Origin of the sequence: Flavobacterium algoriphilum (assembly GCF_048158655.1) — a bacterium.
Classification (GTDB): Bacteria; Bacteroidota; Bacteroidia; order Flavobacteriales; family Flavobacteriaceae; genus Flavobacterium; species Flavobacterium algoriphilum.
In genome coordinates, this window is sequence record NZ_JBLNKY010000001.1 from 884,875 (window position 1) to 911,307 (window position 26,433).

Annotated in this window: 30 protein-coding genes, 1 pseudogene and 1 riboswitch; of the genes and pseudogenes, 14 read left to right on the forward strand and 17 right to left on the reverse strand. The window is 33.7% G+C overall.

The window, feature by feature from the left end:
* Positions 1 to 9 precede the first annotated feature (9 nt).
* Entirely contained in the window at positions 10 to 1,335 is a 1,326-nt protein-coding gene (locus tag ACM55G_RS03795) for a M16 family metallopeptidase (RefSeq protein ID WP_416842577.1), read from the reverse strand.
* A gap of 265 nt (positions 1,336 to 1,600) precedes the next feature.
* On the opposite strand from ACM55G_RS03795, the gene rplU reads away from it, so the two are divergent.
* Positions 1,601 to 2,023, forward strand: a complete 423-nt coding sequence (gene rplU, locus ACM55G_RS03800) for a 50S ribosomal protein L21 (protein WP_416842578.1) — start codon at positions 1,601 to 1,603, stop codon at positions 2,021 to 2,023.
* A gap of 23 nt (positions 2,024 to 2,046) precedes the next feature.
* Positions 2,047 to 2,313: a 50S ribosomal protein L27 gene (gene rpmA, locus ACM55G_RS03805; protein WP_086453627.1), complete on the forward strand. Its 267-nt coding sequence runs from the start codon at positions 2,047 to 2,049 to the stop codon at positions 2,311 to 2,313.
* 216 nt (positions 2,314 to 2,529) lie between these two features.
* Here rpmA and ACM55G_RS03810 read toward each other — a convergent pair whose 3' ends face one another.
* From ACM55G_RS03810 to ahcY, 3 genes are all read right to left on the reverse strand, one after another.
* The gene (locus ACM55G_RS03810) at positions 2,530 to 2,868 is read right to left on the reverse strand and encodes a DoxX family protein (RefSeq protein ID WP_416842579.1); all 339 of its coding nucleotides are present in this window, start codon (positions 2,866 to 2,868) and stop codon (positions 2,530 to 2,532) included.
* 7 nt (positions 2,869 to 2,875) lie between these two features.
* On the reverse strand, positions 2,876 to 3,214 hold the full coding sequence (locus tag ACM55G_RS03815; RefSeq protein WP_416842580.1) for a DoxX family protein: 339 nt from the start codon (positions 3,212 to 3,214) through the stop codon (positions 2,876 to 2,878).
* Between the two features lie 370 nt (positions 3,215 to 3,584).
* Positions 3,585 to 4,901, reverse strand: a complete 1,317-nt coding sequence (gene ahcY / locus ACM55G_RS03820) for an adenosylhomocysteinase (RefSeq protein ID WP_416842581.1) — start codon at positions 4,899 to 4,901, stop codon at positions 3,585 to 3,587.
* A 254-nt stretch (positions 4,902 to 5,155) separates the two neighbouring features.
* On the opposite strand from ahcY, the gene ACM55G_RS03825 reads away from it, so the two are divergent.
* From ACM55G_RS03825 to ACM55G_RS03850, 6 genes are all read left to right on the forward strand, one after another.
* Positions 5,156 to 5,800, forward strand: a complete 645-nt coding sequence (locus ACM55G_RS03825) for a 4'-phosphopantetheinyl transferase family protein (protein ID WP_416842778.1) — start codon at positions 5,156 to 5,158, stop codon at positions 5,798 to 5,800.
* A gap of 55 nt (positions 5,801 to 5,855) precedes the next feature.
* Positions 5,856 to 6,572, forward strand: a complete 717-nt coding sequence (locus ACM55G_RS03830; protein ID WP_416842582.1) for a phosphoglycerol geranylgeranyltransferase — start codon at positions 5,856 to 5,858, stop codon at positions 6,570 to 6,572.
* Positions 6,573 to 6,585: 13 nt separating this feature from the next.
* A complete protein-coding gene (gene pnuC, locus ACM55G_RS03835; RefSeq protein ID WP_416842583.1) occupies positions 6,586 to 7,221 on the forward strand; it encodes a nicotinamide riboside transporter PnuC in 636 nt (211 codons plus the stop codon).
* A complete protein-coding gene (locus tag ACM55G_RS03840; protein WP_416842584.1) occupies positions 7,170 to 9,296 on the forward strand; it encodes a DUF4301 family protein in 2,127 nt (708 codons plus the stop codon). Before pnuC ends, ACM55G_RS03840 begins: the two co-directional genes overlap by 52 nt.
* Positions 9,297 to 9,298: 2 nt before the next feature.
* Positions 9,299 to 9,703: an alternative ribosome rescue aminoacyl-tRNA hydrolase ArfB gene (gene arfB, locus ACM55G_RS03845; RefSeq protein WP_416842585.1), complete on the forward strand. Its 405-nt coding sequence runs from the start codon at positions 9,299 to 9,301 to the stop codon at positions 9,701 to 9,703.
* A gap of 241 nt (positions 9,704 to 9,944) precedes the next feature.
* Entirely contained in the window at positions 9,945 to 12,098 is a 2,154-nt protein-coding gene (locus ACM55G_RS03850) for a TonB-dependent receptor (RefSeq protein ID WP_416842586.1), read from the forward strand.
* A gap of 65 nt (positions 12,099 to 12,163) precedes the next feature.
* Here the strand turns inward: ACM55G_RS03850 and ACM55G_RS03855 are convergent, their stop codons facing one another.
* Positions 12,164 to 12,580: a Rieske (2Fe-2S) protein gene (locus ACM55G_RS03855; protein ID WP_416842587.1), complete on the reverse strand. Its 417-nt coding sequence runs from the start codon at positions 12,578 to 12,580 to the stop codon at positions 12,164 to 12,166.
* A 161-nt stretch (positions 12,581 to 12,741) separates the two neighbouring features.
* On the opposite strand from ACM55G_RS03855, the gene greA reads away from it, so the two are divergent.
* From greA to ACM55G_RS03870, 3 genes are all read left to right on the forward strand, one after another.
* Positions 12,742 to 13,218 (forward strand): transcription elongation factor GreA, encoded by a 477-nt coding sequence (greA, locus tag ACM55G_RS03860; RefSeq protein WP_416842588.1) that lies wholly within the window; start codon positions 12,742 to 12,744, stop codon positions 13,216 to 13,218.
* 64 nt (positions 13,219 to 13,282) lie between these two features.
* On the forward strand, positions 13,283 to 13,672 hold the full coding sequence (locus tag ACM55G_RS03865) for an HIT family protein (protein WP_416842589.1): 390 nt from the start codon (positions 13,283 to 13,285) through the stop codon (positions 13,670 to 13,672).
* Positions 13,673 to 13,766: 94 nt separating this feature from the next.
* Positions 13,767 to 14,924, forward strand: coding sequence for a transglutaminase domain-containing protein (locus ACM55G_RS03870; RefSeq protein ID WP_416842590.1), 1,158 nt, complete (start codon positions 13,767 to 13,769; stop codon positions 14,922 to 14,924).
* Between the two features lie 6 nt (positions 14,925 to 14,930).
* Here the strand turns inward: ACM55G_RS03870 and ACM55G_RS03875 are convergent, their stop codons facing one another.
* Positions 14,931 to 16,085: a sensor histidine kinase gene (locus tag ACM55G_RS03875; RefSeq protein WP_416842591.1), complete on the reverse strand. Its 1,155-nt coding sequence runs from the start codon at positions 16,083 to 16,085 to the stop codon at positions 14,931 to 14,933.
* Between the two features lie 185 nt (positions 16,086 to 16,270).
* Between ACM55G_RS03875 and ACM55G_RS03880 the strand changes: the two genes are divergently transcribed.
* The 3 genes from ACM55G_RS03880 (at position 16,271) to aat (ending at position 18,262) form a co-directional block, all read left to right on the forward strand.
* Entirely contained in the window at positions 16,271 to 17,146 is an 876-nt protein-coding gene (locus ACM55G_RS03880; protein WP_416842592.1) for a flavin reductase family protein, read from the forward strand.
* Positions 17,147 to 17,173: 27 nt separating this feature from the next.
* A complete protein-coding gene (locus ACM55G_RS03885; protein WP_416842593.1) occupies positions 17,174 to 17,551 on the forward strand; it encodes a DUF3127 domain-containing protein in 378 nt (125 codons plus the stop codon).
* A gap of 75 nt (positions 17,552 to 17,626) precedes the next feature.
* Complete coding sequence (gene aat / locus ACM55G_RS03890; RefSeq protein ID WP_416842594.1) at positions 17,627 to 18,262, forward strand: leucyl/phenylalanyl-tRNA--protein transferase; 636 nt, start codon at positions 17,627 to 17,629, stop codon at positions 18,260 to 18,262.
* A 115-nt stretch (positions 18,263 to 18,377) separates the two neighbouring features.
* Here the strand turns inward: aat and ACM55G_RS03895 are convergent.
* From ACM55G_RS03895 to ACM55G_RS03945, 11 genes and pseudogenes are all read right to left on the reverse strand, one after another.
* Positions 18,378 to 19,087: pseudogene (locus tag ACM55G_RS03895) on the reverse strand (HesA/MoeB/ThiF family protein).
* A 172-nt stretch (positions 19,088 to 19,259) separates the two neighbouring features.
* Positions 19,260 to 20,300 carry a 2-iminoacetate synthase ThiH gene (gene thiH / locus ACM55G_RS03900; protein WP_416842595.1) on the reverse strand — a complete coding sequence of 347 codons (1,041 nt, stop codon included), beginning with the start codon at positions 20,298 to 20,300 and terminating at the stop codon, positions 19,260 to 19,262.
* A gap of 63 nt (positions 20,301 to 20,363) precedes the next feature.
* Entirely contained in the window at positions 20,364 to 20,630 is a 267-nt protein-coding gene (locus tag ACM55G_RS03905; protein WP_416842596.1) for a hypothetical protein, read from the reverse strand.
* 96 nt (positions 20,631 to 20,726) lie between these two features.
* Complete coding sequence (gene thiS, locus ACM55G_RS03910) at positions 20,727 to 20,933, reverse strand: sulfur carrier protein ThiS (RefSeq protein WP_416842597.1); 207 nt, start codon at positions 20,931 to 20,933, stop codon at positions 20,727 to 20,729.
* Between the two features lie 63 nt (positions 20,934 to 20,996).
* A riboswitch (TPP riboswitch) is annotated at positions 20,997 to 21,093 on the reverse strand.
* A gap of 92 nt (positions 21,094 to 21,185) precedes the next feature.
* Complete coding sequence (locus tag ACM55G_RS03915; RefSeq protein WP_416842598.1) at positions 21,186 to 21,746, reverse strand: DNA-3-methyladenine glycosylase I; 561 nt, start codon at positions 21,744 to 21,746, stop codon at positions 21,186 to 21,188.
* Positions 21,747 to 21,748: 2 nt separating this feature from the next.
* Positions 21,749 to 22,402, reverse strand: a complete 654-nt coding sequence (locus ACM55G_RS03920; RefSeq protein WP_416842599.1) for a queuosine precursor transporter — start codon at positions 22,400 to 22,402, stop codon at positions 21,749 to 21,751.
* 148 nt (positions 22,403 to 22,550) lie between these two features.
* The gene (tsf, locus tag ACM55G_RS03925) at positions 22,551 to 23,375 is read right to left on the reverse strand and encodes a translation elongation factor Ts (protein WP_416842600.1); all 825 of its coding nucleotides are present in this window, start codon (positions 23,373 to 23,375) and stop codon (positions 22,551 to 22,553) included.
* A 132-nt stretch (positions 23,376 to 23,507) separates the two neighbouring features.
* Positions 23,508 to 24,329, reverse strand: coding sequence for a 30S ribosomal protein S2 (rpsB, locus tag ACM55G_RS03930; protein ID WP_416842601.1), 822 nt, complete (start codon positions 24,327 to 24,329; stop codon positions 23,508 to 23,510).
* Between the two features lie 198 nt (positions 24,330 to 24,527).
* Positions 24,528 to 24,914 carry a 30S ribosomal protein S9 gene (gene rpsI, locus ACM55G_RS03935; RefSeq protein ID WP_066080508.1) on the reverse strand — a complete coding sequence of 129 codons (387 nt, stop codon included), beginning with the start codon at positions 24,912 to 24,914 and terminating at the stop codon, positions 24,528 to 24,530.
* Positions 24,914 to 25,369 carry a 50S ribosomal protein L13 gene (rplM, locus tag ACM55G_RS03940; RefSeq protein ID WP_416842602.1) on the reverse strand — a complete coding sequence of 152 codons (456 nt, stop codon included), beginning with the start codon at positions 25,367 to 25,369 and terminating at the stop codon, positions 24,914 to 24,916. Before rplM ends, rpsI begins: the two co-directional genes overlap by 1 nt.
* 232 nt (positions 25,370 to 25,601) lie before the next feature.
* Complete coding sequence (locus ACM55G_RS03945) at positions 25,602 to 26,414, reverse strand: ferritin-like domain-containing protein (protein ID WP_416842603.1); 813 nt, start codon at positions 26,412 to 26,414, stop codon at positions 25,602 to 25,604.
* Between the last annotated feature and the right edge of the window lie 19 nt (positions 26,415 to 26,433).

Genomic DNA, 26,433 nt, shown 5'->3' on the forward strand with positions numbered 1-26,433 from the left:
GAAAAGGTCTTAATTTTGAGCCTCCGCTTTTGAAGGAACATAATCCAAAATAAGTCTTTGATTTGGATTTAAGTATTTGTTGGCGACCGCTCTAATTTCTTCACGCGTTATGGAATGAAACAGGTCAATCTCTGTGTTAATCAAATTCACATCGCCATAAAGCAAATAGTAAGTTGCTAAATTTTCGGCGATTCCTTCTAAGTTTCCATTCTTATTCACAAAACGATTGTCAAACGTGTTTTTCAATTTTTGAAAATCTTTTTCAGAAATCAATTCGGTCTGGATTTTTACAATTTCCTCGTCAACTTCTTGTATTAAATCAGCAGAAGTGTGTGTTCCCATTGGTAAGCCATACAAAATATACATACCATAATCTTCCTGACTAAAACCAACAGCGTCTATTTGTAACGCCATTTTTTTCTCATCTACAATTTTCTTGTATAGTTTAGAACTTTTTCCATCGCTCAAGTAGGACGAAATTAAATCCAATACTCTGGCGTCTCTCGTCTTCATCGAAGGAGTTCTATAAGTAGCCACAACCATTGGAATCTGGATATTTGAATCCTCGTAGATTGCTCTTATAGTTTGTGTAATAGGTTCTTCGGTAAAAGTTTGTTTTTTTATTGCTGCCCCTTTTTGGATTGATCCAAAATATTTCTGAATCCATTCTTTAGCTTTGTTTTTTTCGAAATCTCCTGCGACTACCAAAACTGCGTTGTTAGGAATGTAAAACTTCTTATTAAAAGCCTGAAATTCTTCTAAAGTAGCGGCGTCTAAATGTTGCATCGAGCCAATTGTGGTCCAACGATACGGATGGTTCTTAAACATATTTTCCTTTACGGCTCCAATAATATTTCCATAAGGCTGATTATCATAACGACTTCTCTTCTCTTCTTTTATCACCCCGTTTTGAGTGTCAACGCCAATTTTATTGATTACGGGATGAATTAATCTTTCGGATTCCATCCAAAGTGCTAATTCTAAATTGTTTGATGGAAATACTTCATAATAATAAGTGCGATCATCTGAGGTGTTTGCGTTATTTATCCCGCCATTTGACGTGACAATTTTAAACCATTCGCCACGTTTAATGTTTTCCGTTCCTTCGAATAAAAGATGTTCAAAAAAATGAGCAAATCCAGTTCTGTCCGGTGTTTCATCTTTCGAACCTACATGGTACATTACAGAAGTTACTACAACGGGTGCCGATGGGTCGTTATGTAATATGACATGCATGCCATTATCTAAATCATATTCTTCGAAAGCTATTTTTTGAGCCGAAGCTATTCCTCCTAGCATAAGTGCAGTGCTTAACATTATTATTAATTTTTTCATACGGATTAATACATTTCTATTTACAATAGATAAAAACGAAAAATATTGATACTTCAAAAATACCTTTTTTTAATCATGATTGTTGGGAGATTTAAAGTTTCGGTTAATTTTAACAAATTATGACTAAATTAATTTTATTTTAAGAGTAGATAAACTGTTGAGAAACAAAGTTTAAAATAGATAGGCTATTTTTTTGCTTGAGGGATTGCGGGATAAATATTTAATTGTATATTTGCAACCTTAAAAATTATTAAAACAATTCAGTATGTATGCAATCGTAGAGATAGCAGGGCAACAGTTCAAAGTAAGCAAAGACCTAAAGGTTTACGTTCACCGTTTGACAAATGAAGAAGGTTCGAAAGTTTCTTTCGATAAAGTTTATTTGTTAGATGATAACGGTACAATCACAATAGGCGCCCCAGCTATAGAAGGTGCTTCAGTAGAAGCTAAAGTGTTACAACACTTAAAAGGAGATAAAGTTATCGTTTTCAAAAAGAAAAGAAGAAAAGGATACAAAAAGAGAAACGGTCACAGACAATATCTTACTCAAATTGTAATTGAAGGTATTACTGGTGTTGGTGCTAAGAAAGCAGCTCCTAAAAAAGAAGCAGTTGAAGCAACTACAGAAGAAGTAGAAGCTCCTAAGAAAAAAGTAGCTAAAGCTAAAAAAGAAGATACACAAGAATAATAACAAAATAAAACTAATACGTCATGGCTCACAAGAAAGGTGTCGGTAGTTCTAAGAATGGTAGAGAATCAGAATCAAAACGTTTAGGTGTTAAGATTTTTGGTGGTCAAGCTGCTATTGCTGGGAACATCATCGTAAGACAAAGAGGTTCAAAACATAATCCAGGTGCAAACGTTTACATTAGTAAAGATCATACTTTACATGCAAGAGTTGATGGTGTTGTTTTCTTCCAAAAGAAAAGAGATAACAAATCTTATGTTTCTATCCTTCCATTTGAAGTTGAAGCATAATTGATTTACTCAATTATTTAAAAACCCGTTTCGAAAGAAACGGGTTTTTTTTTAATATTTATGAAAAATTGATATTTGTGATTAATATTGAAGGTTTAGACTGCAAATTTTCGATATCTAAATGGGTTTGTATATTCATTTAGATGCTATAGAGTTATTGCTGTTTTATAATAAACTCAATCGGATCACAAATGAAAAATTAAACTTCTGATTGATTTATTCTAAGGTTCTGTATAAAATATAGAGATTCAACACAAAGTAGAAAAAGGCAGGTAAGGAAACCAATAAAGAATCTTTTATCTTTATTCTTACACACACGCCAAGCAACATCAATAAAGCTAATCCTCCTGAAGCAAGTATTAAAATAGTGTGGTTCTGGACACCAATAAACAAGCCTAGAGCACCTGTCAATTCCAAAATAGCGGTTAATGGACCAAACTTTTCTAGACCGAAGCGTTTGAATTCATTTTTCATATTTGTAGAAACAAAATATGCGATTCCATAGATGAGAAAGGAGGCTGCCGAAAAGAAAATAAGTACATTTAAAAAATTCATATTTTAATTATTTGGATGCGCATAGTGCGACAAAAAGGGATAATACCAAAAGGAATAAAGATGGAAAATGTTTAGACCAAGGGTTTTTTGCTTTAAAATGAAAAAATTGTGCACTTATCATTAGAAAGGCCATTATGAGTGCCGGTATAAATACTAATTCAGGATACCAAATTCCTGTTATTAACAAGGTTGATAAGGCTATTTTGGTGGCTCCAACGACATTTCTTGTCAAATCCGATATGCCGTATTGTTTAAATTCGTTAACAATGTTATCAAACCGAAAAATCCAAACATAACTTACAGAGAATGCGATTACAAGTTGGGCAATAATAGAATAAGTATTCATGGTTTTATAGTTTAGGTTGTTCTTTTCTTCGGTTTTATGAATAGGGTTTTTCAGTAGGTTTAATTTCCTGAAAAGAAATAATTTACTCAAATATACACAAACTTAAATTATAATGATTCCGTTACGGATTTATTAGTAAATAATAAACAGCGTTTCTATTGGTAAGGCTAACAGAACTTTTGTCTGTAAGCAATAATAGTTAATTAGATTTAGAATGGCATTTTCAAACTGGAGATAAGTCGGTGTTGTAGAGTTGGTGTGAATTATTAAAAGTGGTTCAATGAGGTTACGTCCAAAAATCAAAAAAACCCTGCATTGCTGCAAGGGTTCTTAATTTGAATTCATAAATCACTACTTCAAAATTAGTAATCTAGTATCTGTAATATTCTGGTTTGAATGGTCCTTCAACTGGAACACCAATATAATCCGCTTGATCAATACGTAATGTTTCTAATTCAACACCTAATTTTGCCAAGTGCAACATAGCTACTTTCTCATCTAAGTGTTTTGGTAGCATATACACGTCATTGTTGTATGCCGCGCTGTTTTTCCACAATTCTATTTGCGCTAGCGTTTGATTAGTAAAAGAGTTGCTCATTACAAAACTTGGGTGACCTGTAGCACAACCTAGGTTTACCAAACGGCCTTCGGCAAGGATAAGAATGTCTTTTCCAGCAATCGTATATTTGTCCACTTGTGGTTTGATTTCGATTTTTGATGCACCGTGGTTTTCGTTCAACCAAGCCATATCAATTTCGTTATCAAAATGTCCAATGTTACAAACGATAGTTTTGTCTTTCATTTTTTCGAAATGAGAACCCAAAACGATATCTTTATTTCCAGTAGTCGTAATGATAATATCAGCAGTAGCAATAACAGTATCTAATTTCTTTACTTCAAAACCATCCATTGCAGCTTGAAGCGCACAAATTGGGTCAATTTCAGTAACAGTAACAATAGAACCAGCGCCTCTAAAAGAAGCCGCAGTTCCTTTACCTACGTCACCGTAACCACAAACGATTACTCTTTTTGCAGCAAGCATAATATCAGTTGCACGACGAACCGCATCAACTGCAGATTCTTTACAACCGTATTTGTTATCAAATTTTGATTTAGTAACCGAGTCATTTACGTTGATAGCCGGCATTGGCAATGTTCCAGCTTTTACTCTTTCGTACAATCTGTGAACTCCTGTTGTAGTCTCTTCAGATAATCCTTTGATACCAGCAACTAATTCCGGGAAACGGTCAATAACCATATTCGTCAAATCTCCACCGTCATCAAGAATCATATTTAATGGTTTTCTGTCTTCACCAAAGAATAATGTTTGCTCAATACACCAGTCAAAATCTTCTTCGTTTAAACCTTTCCAAGCATAAACTTGAATTCCTGCAGCAGCAATCGCAGCAGCAGCTTGATCTTGAGTAGAGAAAATGTTACAAGAACTCCAAGTCACTTCAGCACCAAGAGCGATTAACGTTTCAATCAAAACCGCAGTTTGGATTGTCATGTGCAAACATCCTGCAATACGAGCGCCAGCAAGTGGTTGTTCGTTTTTGTATTCCGCACGAAGGGCCATTAAACCTGGCATTTCAGCTTCAGCTAGTTCAATTTCTTTTCTTCCCCAAGCCGCTAGAGAAATGTCTTTAACTTTGAAAGCCACAAAAGGCATAGTTGTAGTACTCATTTATAGTATATTTGTAATTGTAAAATTTTTTTGCAAATTTACGGAATAACTTTAGAATTTAACTGTTTTCTAAAAGATTTATGAATTGTTTAATTCGCTAATCTTTTGAACATTAACTAAATAATTTCATTAAGTTGGACTTGTTTCAGTTTCTGGAGCTATTTCCCGTTATTCGCTATATCTTTTTCCACGCAAAAAAGCCTGAAAAAAGGATGCCGCTGCTACCGGGGCTAAAAAACGAAACTAAAAAAACGATGCCGCTTTTCAAAACCATAAACTTCAATTCCACGACCCAAATTCTCGTTTGGAAAGTAACTGAATCCTTTACAGAATTATTTGAACAAGTCGTCTTAAATGATAGCAATCGCATGCGCTTTGACGGAATGAAATCCGAAATGCACCAGCGCGCTTTTCTTAGTGTTCGCAAGTTGTTACAGGAAACAGGCCACACCGATTTAGATTTGTATTATGACGAATTCGGCAAACCGCATCTTCATGGAGAGAAGCACATTTCGATAACACATTCCCATAATTTTTCGGCAATTATTATCAGTCATGAAACCGTAGGTATCGACATCGAATTGCAAAGAGACAAAATCATCCGAATCGCAGATAAATTCTGTGACTCAGAATTTCAATTCTTATCGCCAAGCTTTGAGACTGAAAAAAAACAAGATTACATTCGGAAATTGACCGTAATTTGGGGAGCCAAAGAAGCCATTTTTAAAATCCGAAACGAAAAAGGAATTAGCTTCAAAGACCATATAGTTGTCGAGGATTTTCAGATTAACGTTAAACAAATGGCAGCTAAACTTCATTTTAATAATTTGGTTAAGGATTTCAATATTTATTTTGAAGAAATAGAGGATTTTACTTTAGTTTATGCCTTTGAAAATTAGTATTCAATTAAATAATCCGAGTAAAATTAAAATTCCCATTACCTACGTGCCAAAAATGATAAATATTTATAACGAAATCATCCAGTCTAAAGTCGAAAGTCAAAAATTGTTGGCTATTCTTCTGGATCCTGATAAAATTGTTTGGGAGAATTTAGAGATCTTAATTTCAAAAATCAGTCATTCACCAGCCACCCATATTTTCATTGGCGGAAGCCTTGTTCTAACAACTATTCTTGAGGAGTTAATTGTACAAATTAAACAAAATTGTGATTTACCAATCATTCTTTTTCCCGGGAATCCATCTCAGATTTCTGATAAAGCTGATGCGATTTTATTTCTGTCGCTAATCTCAGGAAGGAACCCCGATTATTTAATAGAACATCAGGTAAATGCGGTTCCAATTTTAAAACAAACAGATTTAGAAATAATCTCGACTGGTTATATTTTAATCGAAAGTGGAAATGAAACTGCAGTAGGACGCATTAGTAAAACCAAACCGCTGGATCGGAATGATATTGATTATGTAATTCAAACCGCACAAGCAGGAGAAATGTTAGGAAGTAAATTGATTTATCTTGAAGCTGGAAGCGGTGCAAAACATGCTGTTCCTTTCGAAATGATTAAAAAAGTTTCTCAAAATATTGAAATCCCATTAGTTGTTGGAGGTGGAATTGTAGATTTGCAAGGAATTCAAAAGGCGTACAATGCAGGAGCCGATTTGGTGGTAATAGGAACGGCTTTTGAAAATGACATGAATTTTTTCAATCAATAATTTAAAAGATCTAATGATAGAATATTTTTTTTCTCAATATAGAGATTACCCAACATTCGACATTATTCTGGAAATTGTAGCGGTAATTTTTGGACTATTTAGTGTTTGGTATGCTAAAAAAGATAATATTTTGGTTTTTCCTACAGGGTTAGTGAGTACATTTATTTATGTTTACTTACTTTGGAAATGGACTTTATGGGGTGATATGATGATCAATGGTTATTATTTTATAATGAGTATTTATGGTTGGTACCATTGGACAAGAAAAAAAGGAGAAACAGTAGAGTTTCCCATTTCAATAATTTCTAGTAATGAAAAACGAATTGCGATAATTCTTTTTATATTTACGATCGCATTTGTGGTCTCAGTGTATCACTATTTTCATAAATTTACTACTTGGTATGCTTATGTTGATACCTTTATAACGGGTATTTTCTTTATCGGAATGTGGCTTATGGCCAAAAGGAAAATTGAAAATTGGATATTTTGGATTATAGGCGATGTAATTTCCATTCCACTGTATTTTATAAAAGGTTTTACTTTTACAAGTTTTCAGTATCTAGTATTTACAATTGTTGCCGTTTACGGCTATTTAGAATGGAAGAAAACCTTAAACAGTTCCCCAAAAATGGAACTACAGAAATCATAAAAATTGCTCTTTTTGGCCCTGAAAGTACGGGCAAAACTACTTTAGCAAAGCAACTCGCCGAATATTATAATACGGAATGGGTTCCTGAGTTCGCACGAGATTATCTTCAAGAAAAATGGAATAAAAATCAACTTATTTGTGATGTTGATGACATGCTGCCTATAGCATATGGTCAAACCCAATTAGAAAATAAAAGTCTTTTAATCGCTAATAAATATCTTTTTTGTGATACAAATTTGATGGTGACAAAGGTATTCTCTGAAGTGTATTATAATTATTGTGATCCACTATTAGGGGAAGCGGCTCTTGAACATGAATACGATTTATTTTTCCTGACTGATATAGATTTTCCTTGGGAAAAAGATGATTTGAGAGATAGTCCTGAAAAAAGAGAATCTGTATTTGCAGTTTTTAAACAATCTTTAATTGATAATAAAAAGCCATTTATAACGCTTTCGGGAGACAAGAATTTACGATTAAATAAAGCCATTTCAATAATTGATGACTTGACAGAGGCTAAGAAAATGGGTTTTTCTCCCGCTGATTTTGTGCAAGTTTACGAACAAGGAGTTCCATTAGAAAATATCAAACAACAATTGAGTTTTTTTAGAAAAGGAATAGAAAAGAGTAATCTAGTTGGACCCGCAACTTTGTTTAACGGTATTTTAAAATTATCTGAAAAATATTTTCAAGAAAAAGCAATATTTTTTGATAAAAACAAAACAAATTTAAAATTAGAAAAATTCGTTCCTGCATCGGGAGCAGCAAGTAGAATGTTTAAATTTTTGATTGCTTTCTTGAATGAGTTTGATATTGAAAATGAAAGTATTAACGCTTATATAAACAGGAAAAAAGATACGGAACTGTCTATATTTATAGTAGGCTTAGAAAAATTTCCATTTTTTGAAGCAATTGATGAAAAGTTGAGAGAAGAGTTCCCTGACTTTGATTCGCTTAATAGAGATAATAAAAACTATTATTTTATAAAGTTGCTTTTAGCTAAAGATTTCTTTGATTTTTCAAGTAAACCTAAGGGAGTGCTTCCTTTTCATAAATACAAGACCCATATAGCAACGGCTTTAGAAGAACATTTGTATGAATGTGCTTATTATTCAAGTTCAAATGACAATGCCCATTTGCATTTTACGGTTTCAGAAGTCCATCAAAATCAATTTGATAGTATAATTGATACTGTAAAAAAATCAATTGAAAACCAATCAGGCACAACAATAAGAGTTAGTTATTCCTATCAAAATAAGAATACAGATACTCTTGCAGTTGATTTTGAAAACAAGCCCTTTAGGGATGAAAATGGAAGATTATTTTTTAGACCAGGTGGTCATGGTGCTTTGATAGATAATTTAAATAACCGGGATGCCGATATTGTTTTTATAAAAAATATTGACAACGTCATTCAAAATAATATTCAAAAAATTGCTTTATATAAAAGAGCATTAGCAGGAATTTTAATAGAAATACAACAACGATTATTTAAGTATTTGTACGCAATAGATGCTGAAGAAATTCAACAAGAATATATTGATGAAATTTTACTTTTTTTGGAAGAAAAATTAAATATTAGAACTCCAAACGATTTTTACGAACTTAGTTTTGAGAATAAAGTTATCGAACTTAAAGTTCTTTTAAACAAACCCGTCAGAGTCTGTGGAATGGTAAAAAATGAGGGGGAACCTGGTGGAGGACCATTCTGGGTGAAAGATAAAAAAGGCGCAGTCTCGTTGCAAATTGTAGAAAGCTCTCAAGCGGATTTGTCAAATGAAAGTCAAAAGAAAATCCTTGATAACGCTACTCATTTCAATCCTGTTGATTTAGTTTGTGGGCTTAAAAATTATAAAAAAGAGAAGTTTGACCTAAGGAAGTTTGTGGATCATAACAGTGGATTTATTGTAGAGAAAAACACATTAGGAAAAACTATCAAATCATATGAATTGCCTGGTTTATGGAATGGTGCTATGGCAAATTGGATTACCATATTTGTTCAAGTACCTTTAATTACCTTTAATCCAGTAAAAAGCGTAAATGATTTATTAAAATCGGCACACCAGTCTCAATAAAATTGGAAAAAGAAAAAATCATATCAGAATTAACGTTGAAAGCCGTTCGAAGTAGTGGTGCTGGCGGACAAAATGTAAATAAAGTTTCTTCTAAAGTGGTTTTGACTTTTGATTTGAAAAAGTCACAGTCATTAACCCAAGAGGAGAAACTGCTGCTGGAAACTAAATTATCATCAAGATTAACGACTGAATTAGTTTTAATTTTGAACTGTGATGAAGATCGAAGTCAGCTTAAAAACAAGGAAATTGTTATCAAACGATTTTTGGAAATAATCAAAAATGGATTAATTATTCCTAAAGAAAGAAGAGCAACTAAAATTCCTAAATCGGTTATTAGAAAGCGAATAAAGAATAAAAAGAATATTTCTGAAGTTAAAAAAAACAGGAAAAAACCTAATTTAGACTAGGTCATTTTTACTTTTTTTTCTAAAACTTTAAATTTTGAACAAAAAAAACTACTTTTGCACCGTCTCAAAGGGGTGCTCTAAATAACGAGCTGAGATTATACCCAAAGAACCTGGACAAGTAATGTTGTCAAGGGAAAAAATGACAAAAAGATAGCGTGCACACTACCGATTTGTCATAGGAAACAATCATTTTAATTTAACAAAAGAATAATTCCCCCTTTTATTCGTAATCTTTTTACGGATGAACACTTTATTTTATTTTATTGGCCAGAAAGGCACAAAGGCGCAAAGTTCAAGATTCTTGCTGTCGATTATCTTTTCTCTATTATCCATTTATTCCTTTTCACAAGTCAAAGACACAACCAAAGTAAACCAACTCGATGAAGTATTGGTTTCGGCAGTTCGTGTTACTTCAAAAACTCCGGTTAGTTTTAGCAATTTAGATAAAAAAGAACTCAAATTTAGAAACTTGGGACAGGACATTCCTATTTTAATGAATTATTTACCGTCAGTTGTAACCACTTCCGATGCTGGAAATGGAGTAGGATACACTGGGATTCGTGTTCGTGGTAGTGATGCAACACGAGTAAATGTCACAATAAATGGAATTCCTTATAACGATTCCGAAAGTCATGGGACTTACTGGGTAAACATGCCCGATTTTGCTTCTTCGGTGGAGAGTTTGCAATTGCAACGTGGCGTAGGAACTTCGACAAATGGTGCAGGTGCTTTTGGTGCGAGTTTAAACATGTTGACGGATAGTTATGCTGCAGTAAGTAATGGTGAAATTTCTAATTCTTTTGGAAGTTTTAATACTAGAAAGCATACTGTAAAATTCAGTACAGGATTGATTAATGATCATTTTGAATTGGCGGGACGTTTGTCTGCGTTGAAATCGGATGGGTATATTGACAGAGCGGCATCAGATTTAAAATCTTATTTTCTTCAGGGAACGTATGTTGGTAAAACGACTTTAATTAAAGCTTTGGCTTTTGGAGGAAAAGAAAAAACATATCAATCTTGGAATGGAACTGATGGAGACACGATGAATAGCGACAGAACATTTAATTCGGCCGGAATTTTTACGGATGAATTCGGTCAAATACGTTATTATGATAATGAAACGGATAACTACCAACAAGATCATTATCAATTGCATTGGAATGAAAAAGTTTCCAATAATTGGAGTACGAACTTAGCTTTTCATTATACTAAAGGAAAAGGATATTATGAAAATTATAAAGAAGATGCGAAGTTTTCAAGTTATGGTTTGACTCCAATGGTCATTAATGGGGCAACGATAAATAAAACTGATTTAATCCGTCAAAAATGGTTGGATAATGATTTCTACGGAACTACATTTTCGGCCAATTATACCACGGAAAAATTGGACGTCATTTTTGGTGGTGGTTATAACAAATATGAAGGAGACCATTTTGGGAAAGTAATTTGGGCGCGCTTCGCTTCTCAAAGTGAATTGGGAGATCATTATTATGATGATTTTGCTGTTAAAACCGATGGAAATGTTTTTGCAAAAGCAAATTATCAAATAACAGAAAAAATAAGCTTATTCGGAGATTTACAACTTAGAAATGTACATTACAAAGTGAATAGTTATGAAACCGGTTCCGTAAATGATACCTTTATTTTTTTTAATCCTAAGACAGGATTGAATTTCGATATCAATGCTAAAAACAAGTTGTACTTTTCGTATGCAAGAGCGAATCGTGAACCAAACAGAACGGATTATGAAGGCGGAAATACTAAGCCAGAAAAGTTGAATGACTTTGAATTGGGTTGGAGATATCTTACTGATAAAGTACAATTCAATTCGAATGTCTATTATATGGCCTATAAAGACCAATTGATATTAACTGGAAAATTAGACGATGTAGGAAGCCCAATCCGTTCGAACAGTGAAAAAAGCTACCGTTTAGGACTAGAAGTAGATGCTACAATTGCGGTATCGGAACAATTTATCATTCGTCCTAATTTTACTTTAAGTGCCAATAAGAACATTGATTTAGCTGTTGAAGGGGAGCATTACGGAACTACTGATATTGCTTATTCACCATCAGTTATTGTTGGGAATATTTTGGTTTACAAACCAACAGCAAATTTTCAAGTATCTTGGATGCAAAAATTTGTTGGAGAACAATATATGAACAATATTGAATTACCGGCTGCAAAGTTGGCGGATTATTTTGTGAATGATTTGAATGTTGCTTACGAAATTAAACCAAAATCAGTTTTTAAATCAATTATTTTGACTGGTTTGGTTAACAATGTTTTAGACAAGAAATATGTTTCCAATGGTTATATGTGGGATGTTTATCCATATTATTATCCACAAGCAGGAATTAACTTCTTAGCTGGATTAACATTGAAGTTTTAGATCAGTATTAGTTATATTACTCGAAAATCCTGATGGTTTTACTTGTCAGGATTTTTTTTATGCTTTTAATTATATACTCGAAGTACGTTTCCGTTTACTTCTACACGGTATTGCTTTAATAGGTATTGTTTTCCCGTACTTTGGCCGGTAAATAAGCTGTATTCTGCATTATCACAAGGACATACTACGTTTATTCCTTTTAGGGTCATGGTAGAGCAGCTACTCAAAGCTTGATTGGGGCAAGCGGCATCGAATGCATTATAGCCACTTCCGGTATTGAATACAAATATCCCTTTGGCTCCCAGGCCAGAATAATAAATAGCATTACTTGGATACTGAAGATTAGAATAGGCGGGTAGATTCATGTTGATATCTTGAGTGAAACTATAATTAGGGAGGTATGGATTTTTATTGTCAAAACCATTGTTACTACAACTAAAGAAAAAAGAAATAATAAAGAAAAGTAGGATGTGTTTTTTCATTTTAAAATATAGTAAAAGAATTAGCGAAACAAATTTAATTTATTTAACTTTGAATTATATATGAATAACATATATTTATAGGCTAAAAAAAAATAATAATATCTTTGTGGAAAGAATCCCGTCCTGATGGGATTTTTTCTATTTATATAAATGACGAAATTATGAGCACAGTATCTTATTACACCGCGGAAGGATTAAAGAAGTTAAGAGAAGAATTGGATTATTTGAAAAGTGTAATGCGTCCTAAAGCATCTGCAGATATAGCTGAGGCAAGAGATAAAGGTGATTTGTCTGAAAATGCAGAATATGATGCCGCCAAAGAAGCACAAGGAATGTTGGAAATGCGAATTGCAAAACTGGAAGATGTGCATTCAAATGCTCGATTAATTGATGAAACGCATCTTGATGTTTCTAAAGTATTAGTTTTGTCTAATGTAAAAATCAAAAACCAAACCAATGGAATGGAAATGAAATACACATTGGTTGCCGAAAGTGAAGCGGATTTAAAAACAGGAAAAATATCTGTAACCTCTCCAATTGGTAAAGGTTTACTAGGGAAATCAGTAGGGGAATTTGCTGAAATTACGGTTCCTAATGGCGTTTTGAAATTCGAAATTTTAGAAATTTCCCGCGACTAAACCCAGATGCAGTTATTTAAAAAGCTAGTTTTTTAATGTTATAATCAAATATCATAAATCAAATATGTCAAGTATTTTTACTAAAATTATAAACGGAGAAATCCCGTGTTATAAAATCGCAGAGGATGATGATTTTTTGGCGTTTTTGGATGTAAATCCAAATGCAAAAGGACATACTCTTTGTGTCCCTAAGCAAGAAATCGATAAGATTTTTGATATTGAAGATGAGTTGTATATGGGTCTTATGCAGTTTTCAAAAAAAATAGCCGTAGCATTAGAAAAAACAGTTCCTTGTAAAAGAATTGGAATGGCAGTTATAGGTCTTGAAGTTCCTCATGCTCACGTTCATCTTATTCCTTTGAATGAAATGGATGAGATGCGTTTCCAAAATAAAGTGTCGCTTTCAAAACAAGAATTTGAAGCATTAGCAATAAGTATTAAAGCCAATTTATAATTTTTTGCCAATAAAATAAATTGGTACGGTTTTAGTTTAGAAAGGGAATAGATGAAAATCTATTCCCTTTTAATTTGTGAGTCTATTTGGTAAGATGAAAAACATTTATTTAATACTTTCTTTATTTTTATCCGTTTTAACTTTCGGTCAGGATAATGCAGGATATGCTTTAATTGACAAGAAAATGGCTGTTATCCCTTCCAGTTCCATCAATTCTACTGAGGCTATTGCCAAGTATATAAATGCTAACTTTAAAACAGATACCGATAAAATCCGTGCTGTTTTTTATTGGACTGCATCCAATATTAGCTACGATGTTGCTACGATGTTTACTGTAAACTTCAATGAAACTCCACAAGAGCAAATAACGAAAACCTTGAAAACAAGGAAAGGAGTTTGTATTCATTATGCTGAGGTCTTTAATAATATTTCGAATAAAATAGGAATACAATCATACATAATAAAAGGTTATACCAAACAATATGGAAAAGTTGCAAACTTGGCTCATGCTTGGTGTGCTGCAAAAATTGATAATAAGTGGTATTTATTTGACCCTACTTGGGGTTCTGGATATGTAAATAATGGAAATTTTTTTAAAAAATTAAATGAGAATTATTTTAAGGCAGAACCCACAAAATTGATTTCTTCTCATATTCCTTTTGATTATTTATGGCAGTTTCTGAATTATCCGGTTACCAATAATGAGTTTTATGAAGGAACTACCCAAATCAATAAATCGAAGAAATATTTCAATTTTGAGAACGAAATTGCCAAATACAATACTTTGTCAGAAATCGATAAATTATTTGAGTCTGCAGCAAGGATAGAAAAAAATGGAGTTAAAAATGCCATGATTTTAGAACGCCTAGAGGGGAAAAAGAAAGAGATAACCTATTTACGACAAAACTCCAATATTGAAAAATTGAATTCAATAGTCAACAATTACAACGAGGCCGTTGTCTTATTAAACGACTTTGTCCATTATAGAAATAATAAGTTTAAGCCCAGCATGTCTGACAATGAAATTAGCAGCATGATTCAAGCTCCAATTGAAAAATTAGTAAAATGTCAAGATGCTGTTTACACAATTGGTTCGGTTGGAACTGGAAATTCCTCTAGTTTGACTTCGTTAAAAAAATCGATCAATGCTGTTTTGGCACAAGCAAAAGAACATGAGTCATTTGTACAAGAATATTTGAGTAAGTCAAATAGCGTCAGAAAAACGATGTTTAGTACCGTTTCTTGGCTTTGAGCTCCGCTAAACTAAATTGCTTTTTTTAAAACTGACTTGCATAGTTGTTCCTTTTCCTATTTCGGAATTTAAGACTTTTATGGTTCCCTTGTGGTATTCTTCCACAATTCTTTTGGTTAAAGAAAGTCCTAAACCCCAACCTCGCTTTTTAGTAGTAAAACCAGGTTCGAATATAGTTTTGAATTGTTTTTTCTGGATTCCACCTCCGGAATCTATGATTTTTATGTTAACAGTATTGCCTTCTTGCTCAATTTCTAAAGCTAATTTCCCTCTTCCTTTCATAGCATCGATAGCGTTCTTTACTAAATTCTCTATAGTCCAACTGTGCAAAGTAGGATTAAGCGAAACGATGATAGGTGTTTTTGGTGCTTTAAATGAAAATTCAATTTGTTTCGAAAATCGAGATTGCAAATAATCATACGATTGAAGTGTTTCTTCTATAATATCTTTGTTTTCTAATTTTGGTTCCGAACCTATTTTCGAAAAACGATCTGTTATAGTCTGTAAGCGTTCAATGTCTTTTTCAATTTCGAAAGTAGTACTTTCATCTATGTTTTCGGCTTTCAAGAGTTCTACCCAGCCAATTAATGAAGAAAGTGGTGTTCCTATTTGGTGCGCGGTTTCTTTCGCCATTCCTGCCCAGAGTTTGTTTTGTGTAGCCATTTTGGTACTTCGATAGAAATTATAAACTAAGCCACCAAATAGTACTATAATGAGCAACAAAGCAATTGGATAATATTTTAGTTTGTTCAATAATGCGGAATTACCATAATATAGTTTTTGAAATTTTCCTGGGACATATTCAATTACAATGGGCTCATTTTCGTTTTTTAAATCGTGTAAAAAGGCATTAGCTTTGGGTTTGTTTTTTACAATGGCATCATCAACATTTACCGTGTTTATGATTCTGTCATTTTCAGTAAGTATTATGGGAATTGAGGTATTGTTACTAAAAATCTGAAGCGGAAGCTCTACGTCGGTATTTTCATCAGCATTGATAAGGGTCTTTTGTGCTTTTGCCCAAAGATTCATTTTTAAACGTTCTTCATTTTTGAAGATTTGAAAAAACGTATACGTGTTCCAAAGAATTAATGAAATTATAAAAAAAGAAGCGAAAATAATAATCCAACGGGTTGTATTTTTTCTTTCTGAAAATTGCATAAATTAAAATTTGAAGTATAAATATAACGAAATAGCAGCATTATTATTTTATTTTTTATCAAAGAATTATTTTGGTAAAACTATTCAAATTATTTGTTCTTAAATTGGTAATCGTTTTTTTAAATTTAAAACCATTTACTTACTTTTGTGGTCTAAGAAACGTATTTATATACAAAGAAAAAAGCATGATTAGTATTGATCCTAAAAGTATTGAGACGGCAAAGTTGCAAGGCTATTTACAAAGTTCAGTAGGACCAAGGCCTATCGCTTTTGCGAGTACAATTGGTGCCAATGGAATTCCTAATTTGTCGCCTTTTAGTTTTTTTAATGTGTTCAGCGCCAATCCGCCGATCCTAATATTTTCGCCTGCAAGACGAGTTCGTGATAATTCGATTAAACACACTTTGATCAATGCCGAAGCAACAGGTGAAGTAGTAATTAATGTGGTGAATTATGATATGGTCCAACAAACATCTCTTGCAAGTACGGAGTATGCCGCTGGTGTAAATGAATTTATAAAATCGGGTTTGACGCCTATTCCTTCGGATATTGTAAAACCCTTTAGAGTAAAAGAATCTCCAGTGCAATTTGAATGTAAAGTCACTCAGATTATTCCTTTGGGGAGTAAAGGAGGAGCAGGAAATTTAATACTTTGTGAAGTAGTGAGAATTCATATTAATGAAGCAGTTTTAGACGATAACGGAGCAATTGACCAGTATAAAATAGATTTGGTTTCAAGATTAGGCGGAAACTGGTATTCCAGATCAAATCAAGGGCTTTTTGAAGTGCCGAAACCACTTGCAACTTTAGGAATTGGGGTGGATGCTATTCCGGATTTTATAAAAGAAAGTCCCGTTTTTGATGGTAATGATTTGGGAATATTAGGTAATATTGAAACCTTGCCTACATTAGAAGAAGTTAGTATATTTGTAAAAAATAATTTTGCTGTAAAAGGAGTTTTAAGCGCTGATGATCAGCAAAAAGTACACTTGGAGGCGAAAAAATATTTGGATGACAATGATGTTTTGTCTGCTTGGAAAGTGCTTTTAGCAAAAAAATAACGTAAATAACAATAAAAAATAACGAAGATGGAAGTTACAGGAAAAATTAAAATGCTTGGGGATGCTAAAAATGTAGGAAACGGTAGTTTCTTAAAAAGAGAGCTTGTAGTAACAACGGAAGAACAATATCCACAACATATTTTAGTGGAATTTGTACAAGATAAATGTGATTTATTGAATAGTTTTAAAGTAGGTGAAGCGGTAAAAGTTTCTATCAATTTAAGAGGTCGCGAATGGGTAGATCCACAAGGGGTGACTAAATATTTCAATGCAATTCAAGGATGGAGAGTAGAAAGAGTAGCGGCTGATACGCCTAATGCGCAAATGCCTCCAATGCCAGCTGCTGAAGCATTTGCTCCAGCTACAAATTTAAACGAAGAAGAAGCAGACGATTTGCCATTTTAATCATATGATTTTAGATTCATAATAGTTAACAACCCGACAGTTATAATAGCTGTCGGGTTTATTTTTTAATAAAGAATGTATTATTTAACTGCAGCACTATTCTTTCCTCCAGTTTCCCAGACTAATGCTACGGGTATTCTTGCTCTTGGAGGAGATTTGTCTGCTGAACGTTTGCAACTTGCTTACAAAAGTGGAATTTTCCCATGGTTTGAATATGGAGAACCCATTACATGGTGGTCACCAAATCCCAGAATGGTGTTGTTTCTGGATGAGTTGATTGTTTCAAAAAGTATGCGTACTATTCTTAATCGGAATATTTTTAAAGTTACTTTCAACCAGAATTTTAGAGATGTCATTTCGAATTGCCAAAACATAAAACGCAGTGGTCAAAATGGGACTTGGATTACCAATGATATGATTGAAGCCTATTGCAAATTGAACGAATTAGGCATAGCAAAATCTGTTGAGGTTTGGCAAGACGATGTTTTAGTCGGTGGTTTGTATGGTATCGATTTAGGTGATGTTTTCTGTGGTGAAAGTATGTTTTCTACAGTTTCTAATGCTTCAAAAGTGGCTTTCATTGCTTTGGTAAGCCAATTAAAAGCAGCCAATTATAAATTATTGGATTGTCAGGTTTATAATCCGCATCTGGAAAGCTTGGGCTGCAGGGAAATTGAGAGAAATGAATTTATGAAAATATTGGGTAAATAGTGTTCAGTTTTCAGGCTGTAGACTACTTATTATCGATAACAGAAATGACACCGTATATCTATATAAAATTGCTGCTGTGACTTATTTTACTGCCAACTGCGACTGAAAACTTCTCCTAAAAAGTCAACTTTGTAAAACTCCAATCCAAAGTATTATAAAGTACCAATTCATTTTCTAATGTTGGTAAATCCATTATTAGTTTCAACGTTTCGTGGGCCATCATGGTTCCTATAATTCCCAGGAGAGTACCCATTACGCCATTAAAGTTGCAATTGGGAACATCTTTAGGATTGGGTGATTCCGGGAATAAATCCCGAAGATTTTTATTTCCATTATGGTTAAAAACAGCCATTTGTCCTTCAAATTTTAAATACTACTGTAAATCAATGATTTTCACAATGTTACGCAGGTGTTATTTACCAGATAACGGGTTTCAAAATTATCACAACCATCAACAATTACATCAAAATCCATGATAATTTGTGCGGCGTTTTCAACGGTCAGTTTTTCTTCAAAAGCAATAACATGAATTAATGGGTTTAAAGTTTCTAAAACCGATTTTGCCGTAAGTGCTTTTGATTTGCCAACTTGTTGCTCCGTGTATAAAATTTGACGGTGCAAGTTGTGCAATTCGATTTTGTCAAAATCAACTATTCTAATAGTCCCCACTCCGGCGGTTGCCATATATTGTAAAATAGGACAACCCAATCCGCCTGCGCCAATCACTAAAACTTTAGCTTTTTTTAGTTGTTCTTGCCCCGAATCGCCTATTTCCAGCAGCATCATCTGACGGTTATAACGTAAAAAATCTTGAATGGTACTCATTTAATTTTAGAAGGAAATGAAAATATTTCTTTTCCCCTTTCGGGATAATGTAATTAAAGTTGTGAAATTTTTGAATGAAGATTAACGATTTTTAAATTCAGATTTGGTGTTGATACGTACAAGATTGTTAATTTTAGTGGGTCTCCTACATCTGAAATCTAAAATCATTATTCTAAAATCTGCAATCATAACTTCTGTCCCAATCTTTCCAAACAGGCTGGTATCCTTTGCTGGAAATAATTTTTGCAATTTCGGCAGCGGAACGCTCATCACTGATCTCAAATTGCTCTAATGATTGTGGATCAACCACATATCCACCAGGATTAGTTTTAGAACCGGCACTCATACTGGTAATGCCAATAGGAATAATATTATCACGGAATTTTTCGTTCTCACGGGTTGACAGTGAGATTTCTAAGTCTTTATTCCACAAGCGATAGGCACAAATGAGCTGGGTCAAATCGGCATCATCCATGATAAAGTTTGGCTCAATGACTCCTTCAGCCGGTCGCAATCTAGGGAATGAAACCGCATATTTAGTTTTCGAATAGGTTTTTTGTAAATAATCCAAATGTAAGGCATTAAAAAAACTGTCCTTACGCCAATCTTCCAATCCTAATAAAACACCCAATCCAATTTTGTGAATGCCCGCAGTTCCCACTCGATCTGGTGTTTCTAAACGAAAATCAAAATTGGATTTCTTCCCTTTGGTATGGTACTGTTTATAAACTTCACGATGATAGGTTTCCTGATATACTAAAATCGAATAGACACCGGCGTCATGTAATTGTTCATATTCTTCTTTTGACAAGGGTTGTACTTCGGCTGAAATGGTTGAAAAATCATTTTTTATTTGTGCAATTGCCTTTAGAAAATAATGAATATTTACAGTGTGATTGGCTTCGCCAGTAACAAGCAAAACATGATCAAATCCCGCTTTTTTTAAGACCTCAATTTCTTGCGTAATTTCATTTTCCGTAAGTGTTTTTCGTTTGATTTTGTTGTCTAAACTAAAGCCACAATACGTGCAAATGTTTTGGCATTCGTTACTTAAATACAAAGGAGCATACATTTGAATTATTTTGCCATTTGCTCTCAGAATGGCAATGTATTCCATTTCGGGAGTGATGATTCCCTGTTTTGCATAATACAATTGGGAAACGTTGGCTCCTTTTTTGGCACGCATGGGTTTATGCAAATATTCAAAACGCAATTCGTTCAATTTTTCGTCGTTCAGACGTTTTTTTTCATATTCAGAAGAGATTTCAGTCAGTTCTTACACATCATTACGATCCAGAATCCATTGTTCCCGAATGCGGGGTAATCCTTTTCGAATGTCAATTTCGATATTTGGGTCGGTGAATGGACTGGAAGTATCGTAAACGGTTACAGGAGGATTTTTTTCTATTCGGCCATTTGACATTTTAGTGTCTGCTAATGCAATTTCACGCATCGCTACTTTTATAGGATGAATGGTTCCGTCTACGTAAATTTTTGTAGAGTTTGGGAAAGGAGTTCTTGATTTCTTTTCTTCGCTATTCATGTTTTTTTAATTGAAGGATTTAAGGATTAAAAAATTGAAAGATTTAAGAGTGGATTTGATAAATATTTTAATCCATAAATCTTTAAATTAAAATGGTTATCCTCCTTGCGTGGCAGAGATGATGAGAATATCGTCGGTTTCTTGTATAAGATGGGAATTCCAGTTCGATTTTGGATTAACGGTGTTGTTGATGGCTACGGCAATTTCATTTTGTTTGATGGGAATTTCCAAGTCAAGAAGTGCCTGAACAGTAAGACTGTCAGTTGCAAATTGTTTCGTTTGATTGTTGATTTTAAGCTCCATTCCTTTTGAGTTTAGTATACAGTTATACTTTAGGAATGGCTACAATGACATATAAATATGCACGGAAGTCATCTTACTTTTCCCTACGCTAGTATGAACTAGATCAGGTTCAGAGGGTAATTCTCAGCCTACAATATTGCAGACACCCCTAAAGTGTGGAGCAAAAACAGGATATTATTTAATAGGTGATTCTTAAATTTTGAAAAATAAATAAAACTTTTTAAACTTGTTTTGTCATTGATTTTTAAAAAATTACTGTTTTTTCCAGCACTCTTCCACATGATCGTCGACCATTCCTGTTGCTTGCATATGCGCATAAACTACAGTAGAACCTACAAATTTAAACCCACGTTTTTTCAAATCTTTACTGATAGCGTCAGAAAGAGGAGTAGTAGAAGGAACTTCTTTCAGGGTTTTTCGATTGTTATTTATTGGTTTTCCTCCGGTAAATTGCCAAATGTATTTGGAAAAACTGCCAAATTCATCTTGTACTTTCATAAAGGCAACCGCATTTGAAACTGCCGATCTGATTTTTAATTGATTGCGAATGATTCCCGTATCTTGAAGTAATTCCTGGATTTTATCTTCGGTATAAAGTGCAACTTTTTTATAGTCAAAATCATCAAAGGCTATTTTGAAGTTTTCTCTCTTTTTTAAAATGGTTATCCAACTTAATCCCGCCTGAAAAGTTTCCAAGATTAAGAACTCATATAATTTTTGATCGTCATAAACGGGAACTCCCCATTCTTCATCATGGTATTTTTCGTAAATAGCAATCCCAATACACCATTTACATCTTATTTTGTCTTCCATGATTATTCTGTTTCTTCTGATAAATATTTTTTTATTAAATGGTGTCCCAAATAAATTAGCGGTGTCAATAAAACTGCAATTCCCAGTTTAAACGTATAACCAATTAATGCAGAATTCAGAAAAGTATCAAAGTTGATTTTTCCGGGTAACCAAAATGCAATTCCTAAAACAATAAAGGAATCGAATAATTGTGAAACAACTGTAGACCCGGTTGTTCGCAGCCATATTTTCCGTTCTCCTGTTCTGTTTTTAAAAAACCAAAAAACGGTTACATCTATTAATTGTGAAACTAAAAATGCGATAATACTACCGGCAATAATCCACATACTTTGACCAAAGACGGCATAAAACTGAGAATCATTTACAGGACTAATCCCTTTTGCGGAGGGAACAAGTATAGCTAAAAGTAGAATGATAAAAGCATAAGCAATTAAACAAGCGGTAATATAGGATAGCTTTTTAACCCCTTTTTCTCCAAAATATTCATTGATTAAATCGGTAGTGAGGAAAACTACTGGCCATGGCAAAATTCCGATACTCATAACGAAAGGACCAACTTGTATCAATTTTCCACCAATTAATTCAGCGACAACAGCATTAGTGATAAAAATACCCGCGAGGATAACGAATACAAACTCTTTTTTGGTTTTAAACATAAAAAATAATTAATATTCAAATTTAGTATTTTAATTTCTTTTTAGATAATAAAAAAATCCCATCTTGTTTTTACAACAAAATGAGATTTTATATTTGAGTTCAGAAATCTAAAATAAATTCAGAGATTCTGTAGCAAGTCAGAATAAATTATCCTAACGCAGCTCTTTTGAAACCGGTAACGATAAGATCTTTATCTAAAGATTTAGCATAAGCAGCAACGCTCATTTTATTGTCTTTAATATAATCTTGGTTGACTAAAGTGTTATCTTTAAAGAAACGAGCCAATTTACCTTTAGCGATATTGTCTAACATTGCTTCTGGTTTTCCTTCTTGACGTAGGATATCTTTAGCAATTTCTATTTCTTTAGCGATAGTTTCAGCATCAACACCAGTTTCGTCTAAAGCGATAGGTGACATAGCTGCAGCTTGCATAGCAATGTTTCTTGATACTTCATCAGCACCTTCGATTTTTGCGGATAGACTAACTAGAGTAGCAATTTTGTTTCCAGAGTGAATGTAAGACCCAATGAAAGCACCTTCTAATTTTTCGAAAGTTCTTATCTCTAGTTTTTCACCGATAACTCCAGTTTGCTCGATTAATTTATCAGCAACAGTAACTCCGTTGAAGTCAGCAGCTAAAAATGCTTCTTTATTGTCAAAATTCAATGCCAAATTAGCCATTTCAGTAGCCATTTTTACAAAGTTTTCATTCATTCCTACGAAGTCAGTCTCACAGTTCAATGTGATCACAACACCAGCAGTTTTGTCAGCATTTACAACAGCAATTGCAGCACCTTCAGTAGATTCTCTATCGGAACGATTAGCAGCTACTTTTTGTCCTTTTTTACGTAAGTTTTCGATAGCTAAATCGAAATCTCCGTCTGCTTCAACCAAAGCTTTTTTGCAGTCCATCATTCCTGCGCCAGTGATTGTTCTTAATTTATTTACGTCTGCAGCAGTAATTGTTGCCATATGTATTATTTTTTAAGGTTAAAAGTAAAAAATTCCAAGTGTTAAATCCGATTTCCAATTTTATTAAATTATCAACTTTAGGTTTCTAATTTTTTATGGAGAGGAATTTAAAACTTGGAATTAAATGTTTATTTATTCTTCAGTTGCAGTTGGAGCAGCAGCTTCTACAGCAGGAGCTACTTCTACAGCTTCAGCAGCAGGAGCAACAACTTCAGTGGCAGCAGGAGCAACAACTTCAGCAGTAGCTTCGCCTTCTTTGTCAGAACCTCTATCAGAAAGTCCTTCAACAATTGCAGCCGTAACTAAAGATAAAATTTTATCAATTGATTTAGAAGCATCATCGTTAGATGGGATTACAAATTCAACCTCTCTTGGGTCAGAATTGGTATCCACCATTGCGAAAACTGGAATGTTTAATTTTTGAGCTTCTTTTATTGCAATGTGTTCCGCTTTGATATCAACTACGAACAATGCAGCTGGTAGTCTAGACATGTCAGCGATTGAACCTAAGTTTTTCTCTAATTTAGCACGAAGACGATCAACTTGTAAACGCTCTTTTTTAGAAAGAGTCATGAATGTACCATCTTTCTTCATTTTATCAATAGTAGCCATTTTTTTAACAGCTTTACGGATAGTTACGAAGTTAGTTAGCATTCCACCAGGCCATCTTTCAGTAATGTAAGGCATGTTTGCAGCTTTTGCTTTTTCAGCAACGATGTCTTTTGCTTGTTTTTTGGTAGCAACGAATAATATTTTTCTACCTGATGCAGCGATTTTTTTCAAAGCTTCATTAGCTTCTTCAATTTTTGCTGCAGTTTTATATAGATTGATAATGTGAATACCATTACGCTCCATATAAATGTAAGGAGCCATGTTTGGATCCCATTTTCTAGTCATGTGTCCGAAGTGAACACCTGCTTCTAGTAATTCTTTTACTTCTACTTTGTTTGCCATTTTGTTCTAGTTTACGTTCTGTTGATTAGCAATGCATAAATGGCGATTTCTCGGCTTTATACATTTAGATGCTAAACTATTTCCTACCTCGGTAGGAGAGCAACAACAACTGTTTTTTTTAATTTACGCTGAAATTTTTTCAGCATCTCTTTAATAATTTCAAATAATCTAACAATAGATACTGAAACAAGTTCAATATTAACGTTTAGAGAATTGGAATCTCTTACGAGCTTTCTTCTGACCGAATTTCTTACGTTCAACCATTCTTGGATCTCTTGTCAATAAACCTTCTGGTTTCAAGATAGCTCTGTTTTCAGCATTTACTTCACACATAACACGTGCTAATGCCATTCTTACAGCTTCTGCTTGACCAGTTGAACCACCACCGTAAACGTTAACTTTTACGTCAAAGTTGCTTACATTTTCTGTCATAGACATAGGTTGTAAAACTTTGTACTGTAAAGTTGCAGTTGGGAAGTACGTTTCGAATGCTTTTTTGTTTACAGTGATTACTCCTGTTCCTTCTGAAACATATACACGTGCAACAGCGGTTTTTCTTCTACCGATTTTGTGAATAACTCCCATTACTTAAGATCGTTAAGGTTAACTGTTCTAGGTTTTTGAGCGCCTTGTTTGTGCTCTGATCCTACAACAACATTTAAATTTCTAAAAAGTTCAGCACCAATTTTATTTTTTGGTAACATCCCTTTTATTGCTTTTTCTACTAGTAATGCAGGATTTTTTGATTGCAATACTTTAGCAGTTAAAGTTCTTTGACCTCCAGGGTAACCAGTGTGACGGATGTATGTTTTTTCATCCATTTTGTTACCTGTAAGGTTAATTTTTTCTGAGTTGATAACGATTACGTTATCTCCGCAGTCCACGTGTGGTGTGTAACTTGGTTTGTACTTACCTCTCAAAATCATAGCGACTTTTGAAGCAAGACGACCTAAGTTATGACCATCAGCATCTACAACGATCCACTCTTTTGTAACAGTGGCTTTGCTTGCTGATTGTGTCTTGTAGCTTAATGCGTCCATAATATTTTTTTAATTAAACATTCCATCCCCAATAAAGGGGTTGCAAAAGTACAATTAATTATTTTAAATACAAACACCTGTAAAAGATAATTTTAACGATGAATTTATAGATCTATATTTAGGGGCAAACCAAGGGTTGATTCTAATTAATATGATGATAAATAAAGTCTTATATAAAAAAACCATCTGAATTTAGAATTCAAATGGTTTTAATAATCAGTAAAAATTAATTTTACACAATGAATAAATTTGCGATAGCTACAGCTTGAGCTGTGGTTAGAGGTTCGTCAAAAGATTCTGATCCTGCTGCTGCACCAAATAACGCCGCTGTATTATAGCCCGCTTGTACCGTAATTTCTTCACCGTCATACACAGCTTGAGTTTGTGAAGGCATTCCAGCTCCTCTTTCATTTCCGGTAATCCACCCCTTTAATCCTCTTAGTCTTCTTACTTCAGAGGCATGTCGAGCTTCAACAGAGTGGATCTGTAATGCAGCTTTAAGTAAGTCGGGAGTTGAAATTAGATTCCCCGCTTGGCCTTTGTAGGCTCTTACTCCTGTATCTTCAAAGGCCTGAGCCAAGGCAAGAAATGTTGGGTAATCTGTAAAGGGACTAAAAGCACCGCCAACGGTAAAATCAAAAGTGGGTTTAGGTACAAAGTTTGCACTTGCTGTGCCTCCTAATCCTGCGATTAAAAAAGTCACATGGCTATTCTCGTGTTGAGAAATCTGTTCAAAAACTTTTCTATCACGTCCTAAATTTTCAAGTAATGGAATTACACTGGAATCTAAAGCCATCTGATAAAATTCTTTTTCAAGATATTCTAGTGTTAAGGCAAGCTGTAAAGCACCGATGGGCGTACTTGGTGTTGGCGAAATATCTGCCGCATAGGCAGAAGTTGATAGTGATGCTAATCCGAATGGAATCGCTGCTAAAGCTAAACCTTTTCCTAATTTACTAAATTGTCCAAAACTTTCTCTTCTGGAGCCTTTACTTTCCATTAAACTTTCATTAGCAAAAGACTCTATAAATTTTAATATGTTCATAATTTCTAAATTTAAAAGT

Coding starts and splice junctions, on each gene's coding strand:
- rplU (WP_416842578.1), top strand. CDS start 1,601: ATGTATGCAATCGTAGAGATAGCAGGGCAACAGTTCAAAGTAAGCAAA.
- ACM55G_RS03875 (WP_416842591.1), bottom strand. CDS start 16,085: ATGCAATTTTCAGAAAGAAAAAATACAACCCGTTGGATTATTATTTTC.
- ACM55G_RS03855 (WP_416842587.1), bottom strand. CDS start 12,580: ATGAAAAAACACATCCTACTTTTCTTTATTATTTCTTTTTTCTTTAGT.
- ACM55G_RS03850 (WP_416842586.1), top strand. CDS start 9,945: ATGAACACTTTATTTTATTTTATTGGCCAGAAAGGCACAAAGGCGCAA.
- ACM55G_RS03945 (WP_416842603.1), bottom strand. CDS start 26,414: ATGAACATATTAAAATTTATAGAGTCTTTTGCTAATGAAAGTTTAATG.
- ACM55G_RS03810 (WP_416842579.1), bottom strand. CDS start 2,868: ATGAATTTTTTAAATGTACTTATTTTCTTTTCGGCAGCCTCCTTTCTC.
- ACM55G_RS03880 (WP_416842592.1), top strand. CDS start 16,271: ATGATTAGTATTGATCCTAAAAGTATTGAGACGGCAAAGTTGCAAGGC.
- ACM55G_RS03870 (WP_416842590.1), top strand. CDS start 13,767: ATGAAAAACATTTATTTAATACTTTCTTTATTTTTATCCGTTTTAACT.
- ACM55G_RS03920 (WP_416842599.1), bottom strand. CDS start 22,402: ATGTTTAAAACCAAAAAAGAGTTTGTATTCGTTATCCTCGCGGGTATT.
- ACM55G_RS03825 (WP_416842778.1), top strand. CDS start 5,156: ATGCCGCTTTTCAAAACCATAAACTTCAATTCCACGACCCAAATTCTC.
- tsf (WP_416842600.1), bottom strand. CDS start 23,375: ATGGCAACAATTACTGCTGCAGACGTAAATAAATTAAGAACAATCACT.
- rpmA (WP_086453627.1), top strand. CDS start 2,047: ATGGCTCACAAGAAAGGTGTCGGTAGTTCTAAGAATGGTAGAGAATCA.
- greA (WP_416842588.1), top strand. CDS start 12,742: ATGAGCACAGTATCTTATTACACCGCGGAAGGATTAAAGAAGTTAAGA.
- rpsI (WP_066080508.1), bottom strand. CDS start 24,914: ATGGGAGTTATTCACAAAATCGGTAGAAGAAAAACCGCTGTTGCACGT.
- aat (WP_416842594.1), top strand. CDS start 17,627: ATGTATTATTTAACTGCAGCACTATTCTTTCCTCCAGTTTCCCAGACT.
- ACM55G_RS03830 (WP_416842582.1), top strand. CDS start 5,856: ATGATAAATATTTATAACGAAATCATCCAGTCTAAAGTCGAAAGTCAA.
- ACM55G_RS03840 (WP_416842584.1), top strand. CDS start 7,170: ATGGAAGAAAACCTTAAACAGTTCCCCAAAAATGGAACTACAGAAATC.
- rplM (WP_416842602.1), bottom strand. CDS start 25,369: ATGGACGCATTAAGCTACAAGACACAATCAGCAAGCAAAGCCACTGTT.
- ACM55G_RS03795 (WP_416842577.1), bottom strand. CDS start 1,335: ATGAAAAAATTAATAATAATGTTAAGCACTGCACTTATGCTAGGAGGA.
- pnuC (WP_416842583.1), top strand. CDS start 6,586: ATGATAGAATATTTTTTTTCTCAATATAGAGATTACCCAACATTCGAC.
- thiS (WP_416842597.1), bottom strand. CDS start 20,933: ATGGAGCTTAAAATCAACAATCAAACGAAACAATTTGCAACTGACAGT.
- rpsB (WP_416842601.1), bottom strand. CDS start 24,329: ATGGCAAACAAAGTAGAAGTAAAAGAATTACTAGAAGCAGGTGTTCAC.
- ahcY (WP_416842581.1), bottom strand. CDS start 4,901: ATGAGTACTACAACTATGCCTTTTGTGGCTTTCAAAGTTAAAGACATT.
- ACM55G_RS03815 (WP_416842580.1), bottom strand. CDS start 3,214: ATGAATACTTATTCTATTATTGCCCAACTTGTAATCGCATTCTCTGTA.
- ACM55G_RS03915 (WP_416842598.1), bottom strand. CDS start 21,746: ATGGAAGACAAAATAAGATGTAAATGGTGTATTGGGATTGCTATTTAC.
- ACM55G_RS03905 (WP_416842596.1), bottom strand. CDS start 20,630: ATGAATAGCGAAGAAAAGAAATCAAGAACTCCTTTCCCAAACTCTACA.
- ACM55G_RS03885 (WP_416842593.1), top strand. CDS start 17,174: ATGGAAGTTACAGGAAAAATTAAAATGCTTGGGGATGCTAAAAATGTA.
- ACM55G_RS03865 (WP_416842589.1), top strand. CDS start 13,283: ATGTCAAGTATTTTTACTAAAATTATAAACGGAGAAATCCCGTGTTAT.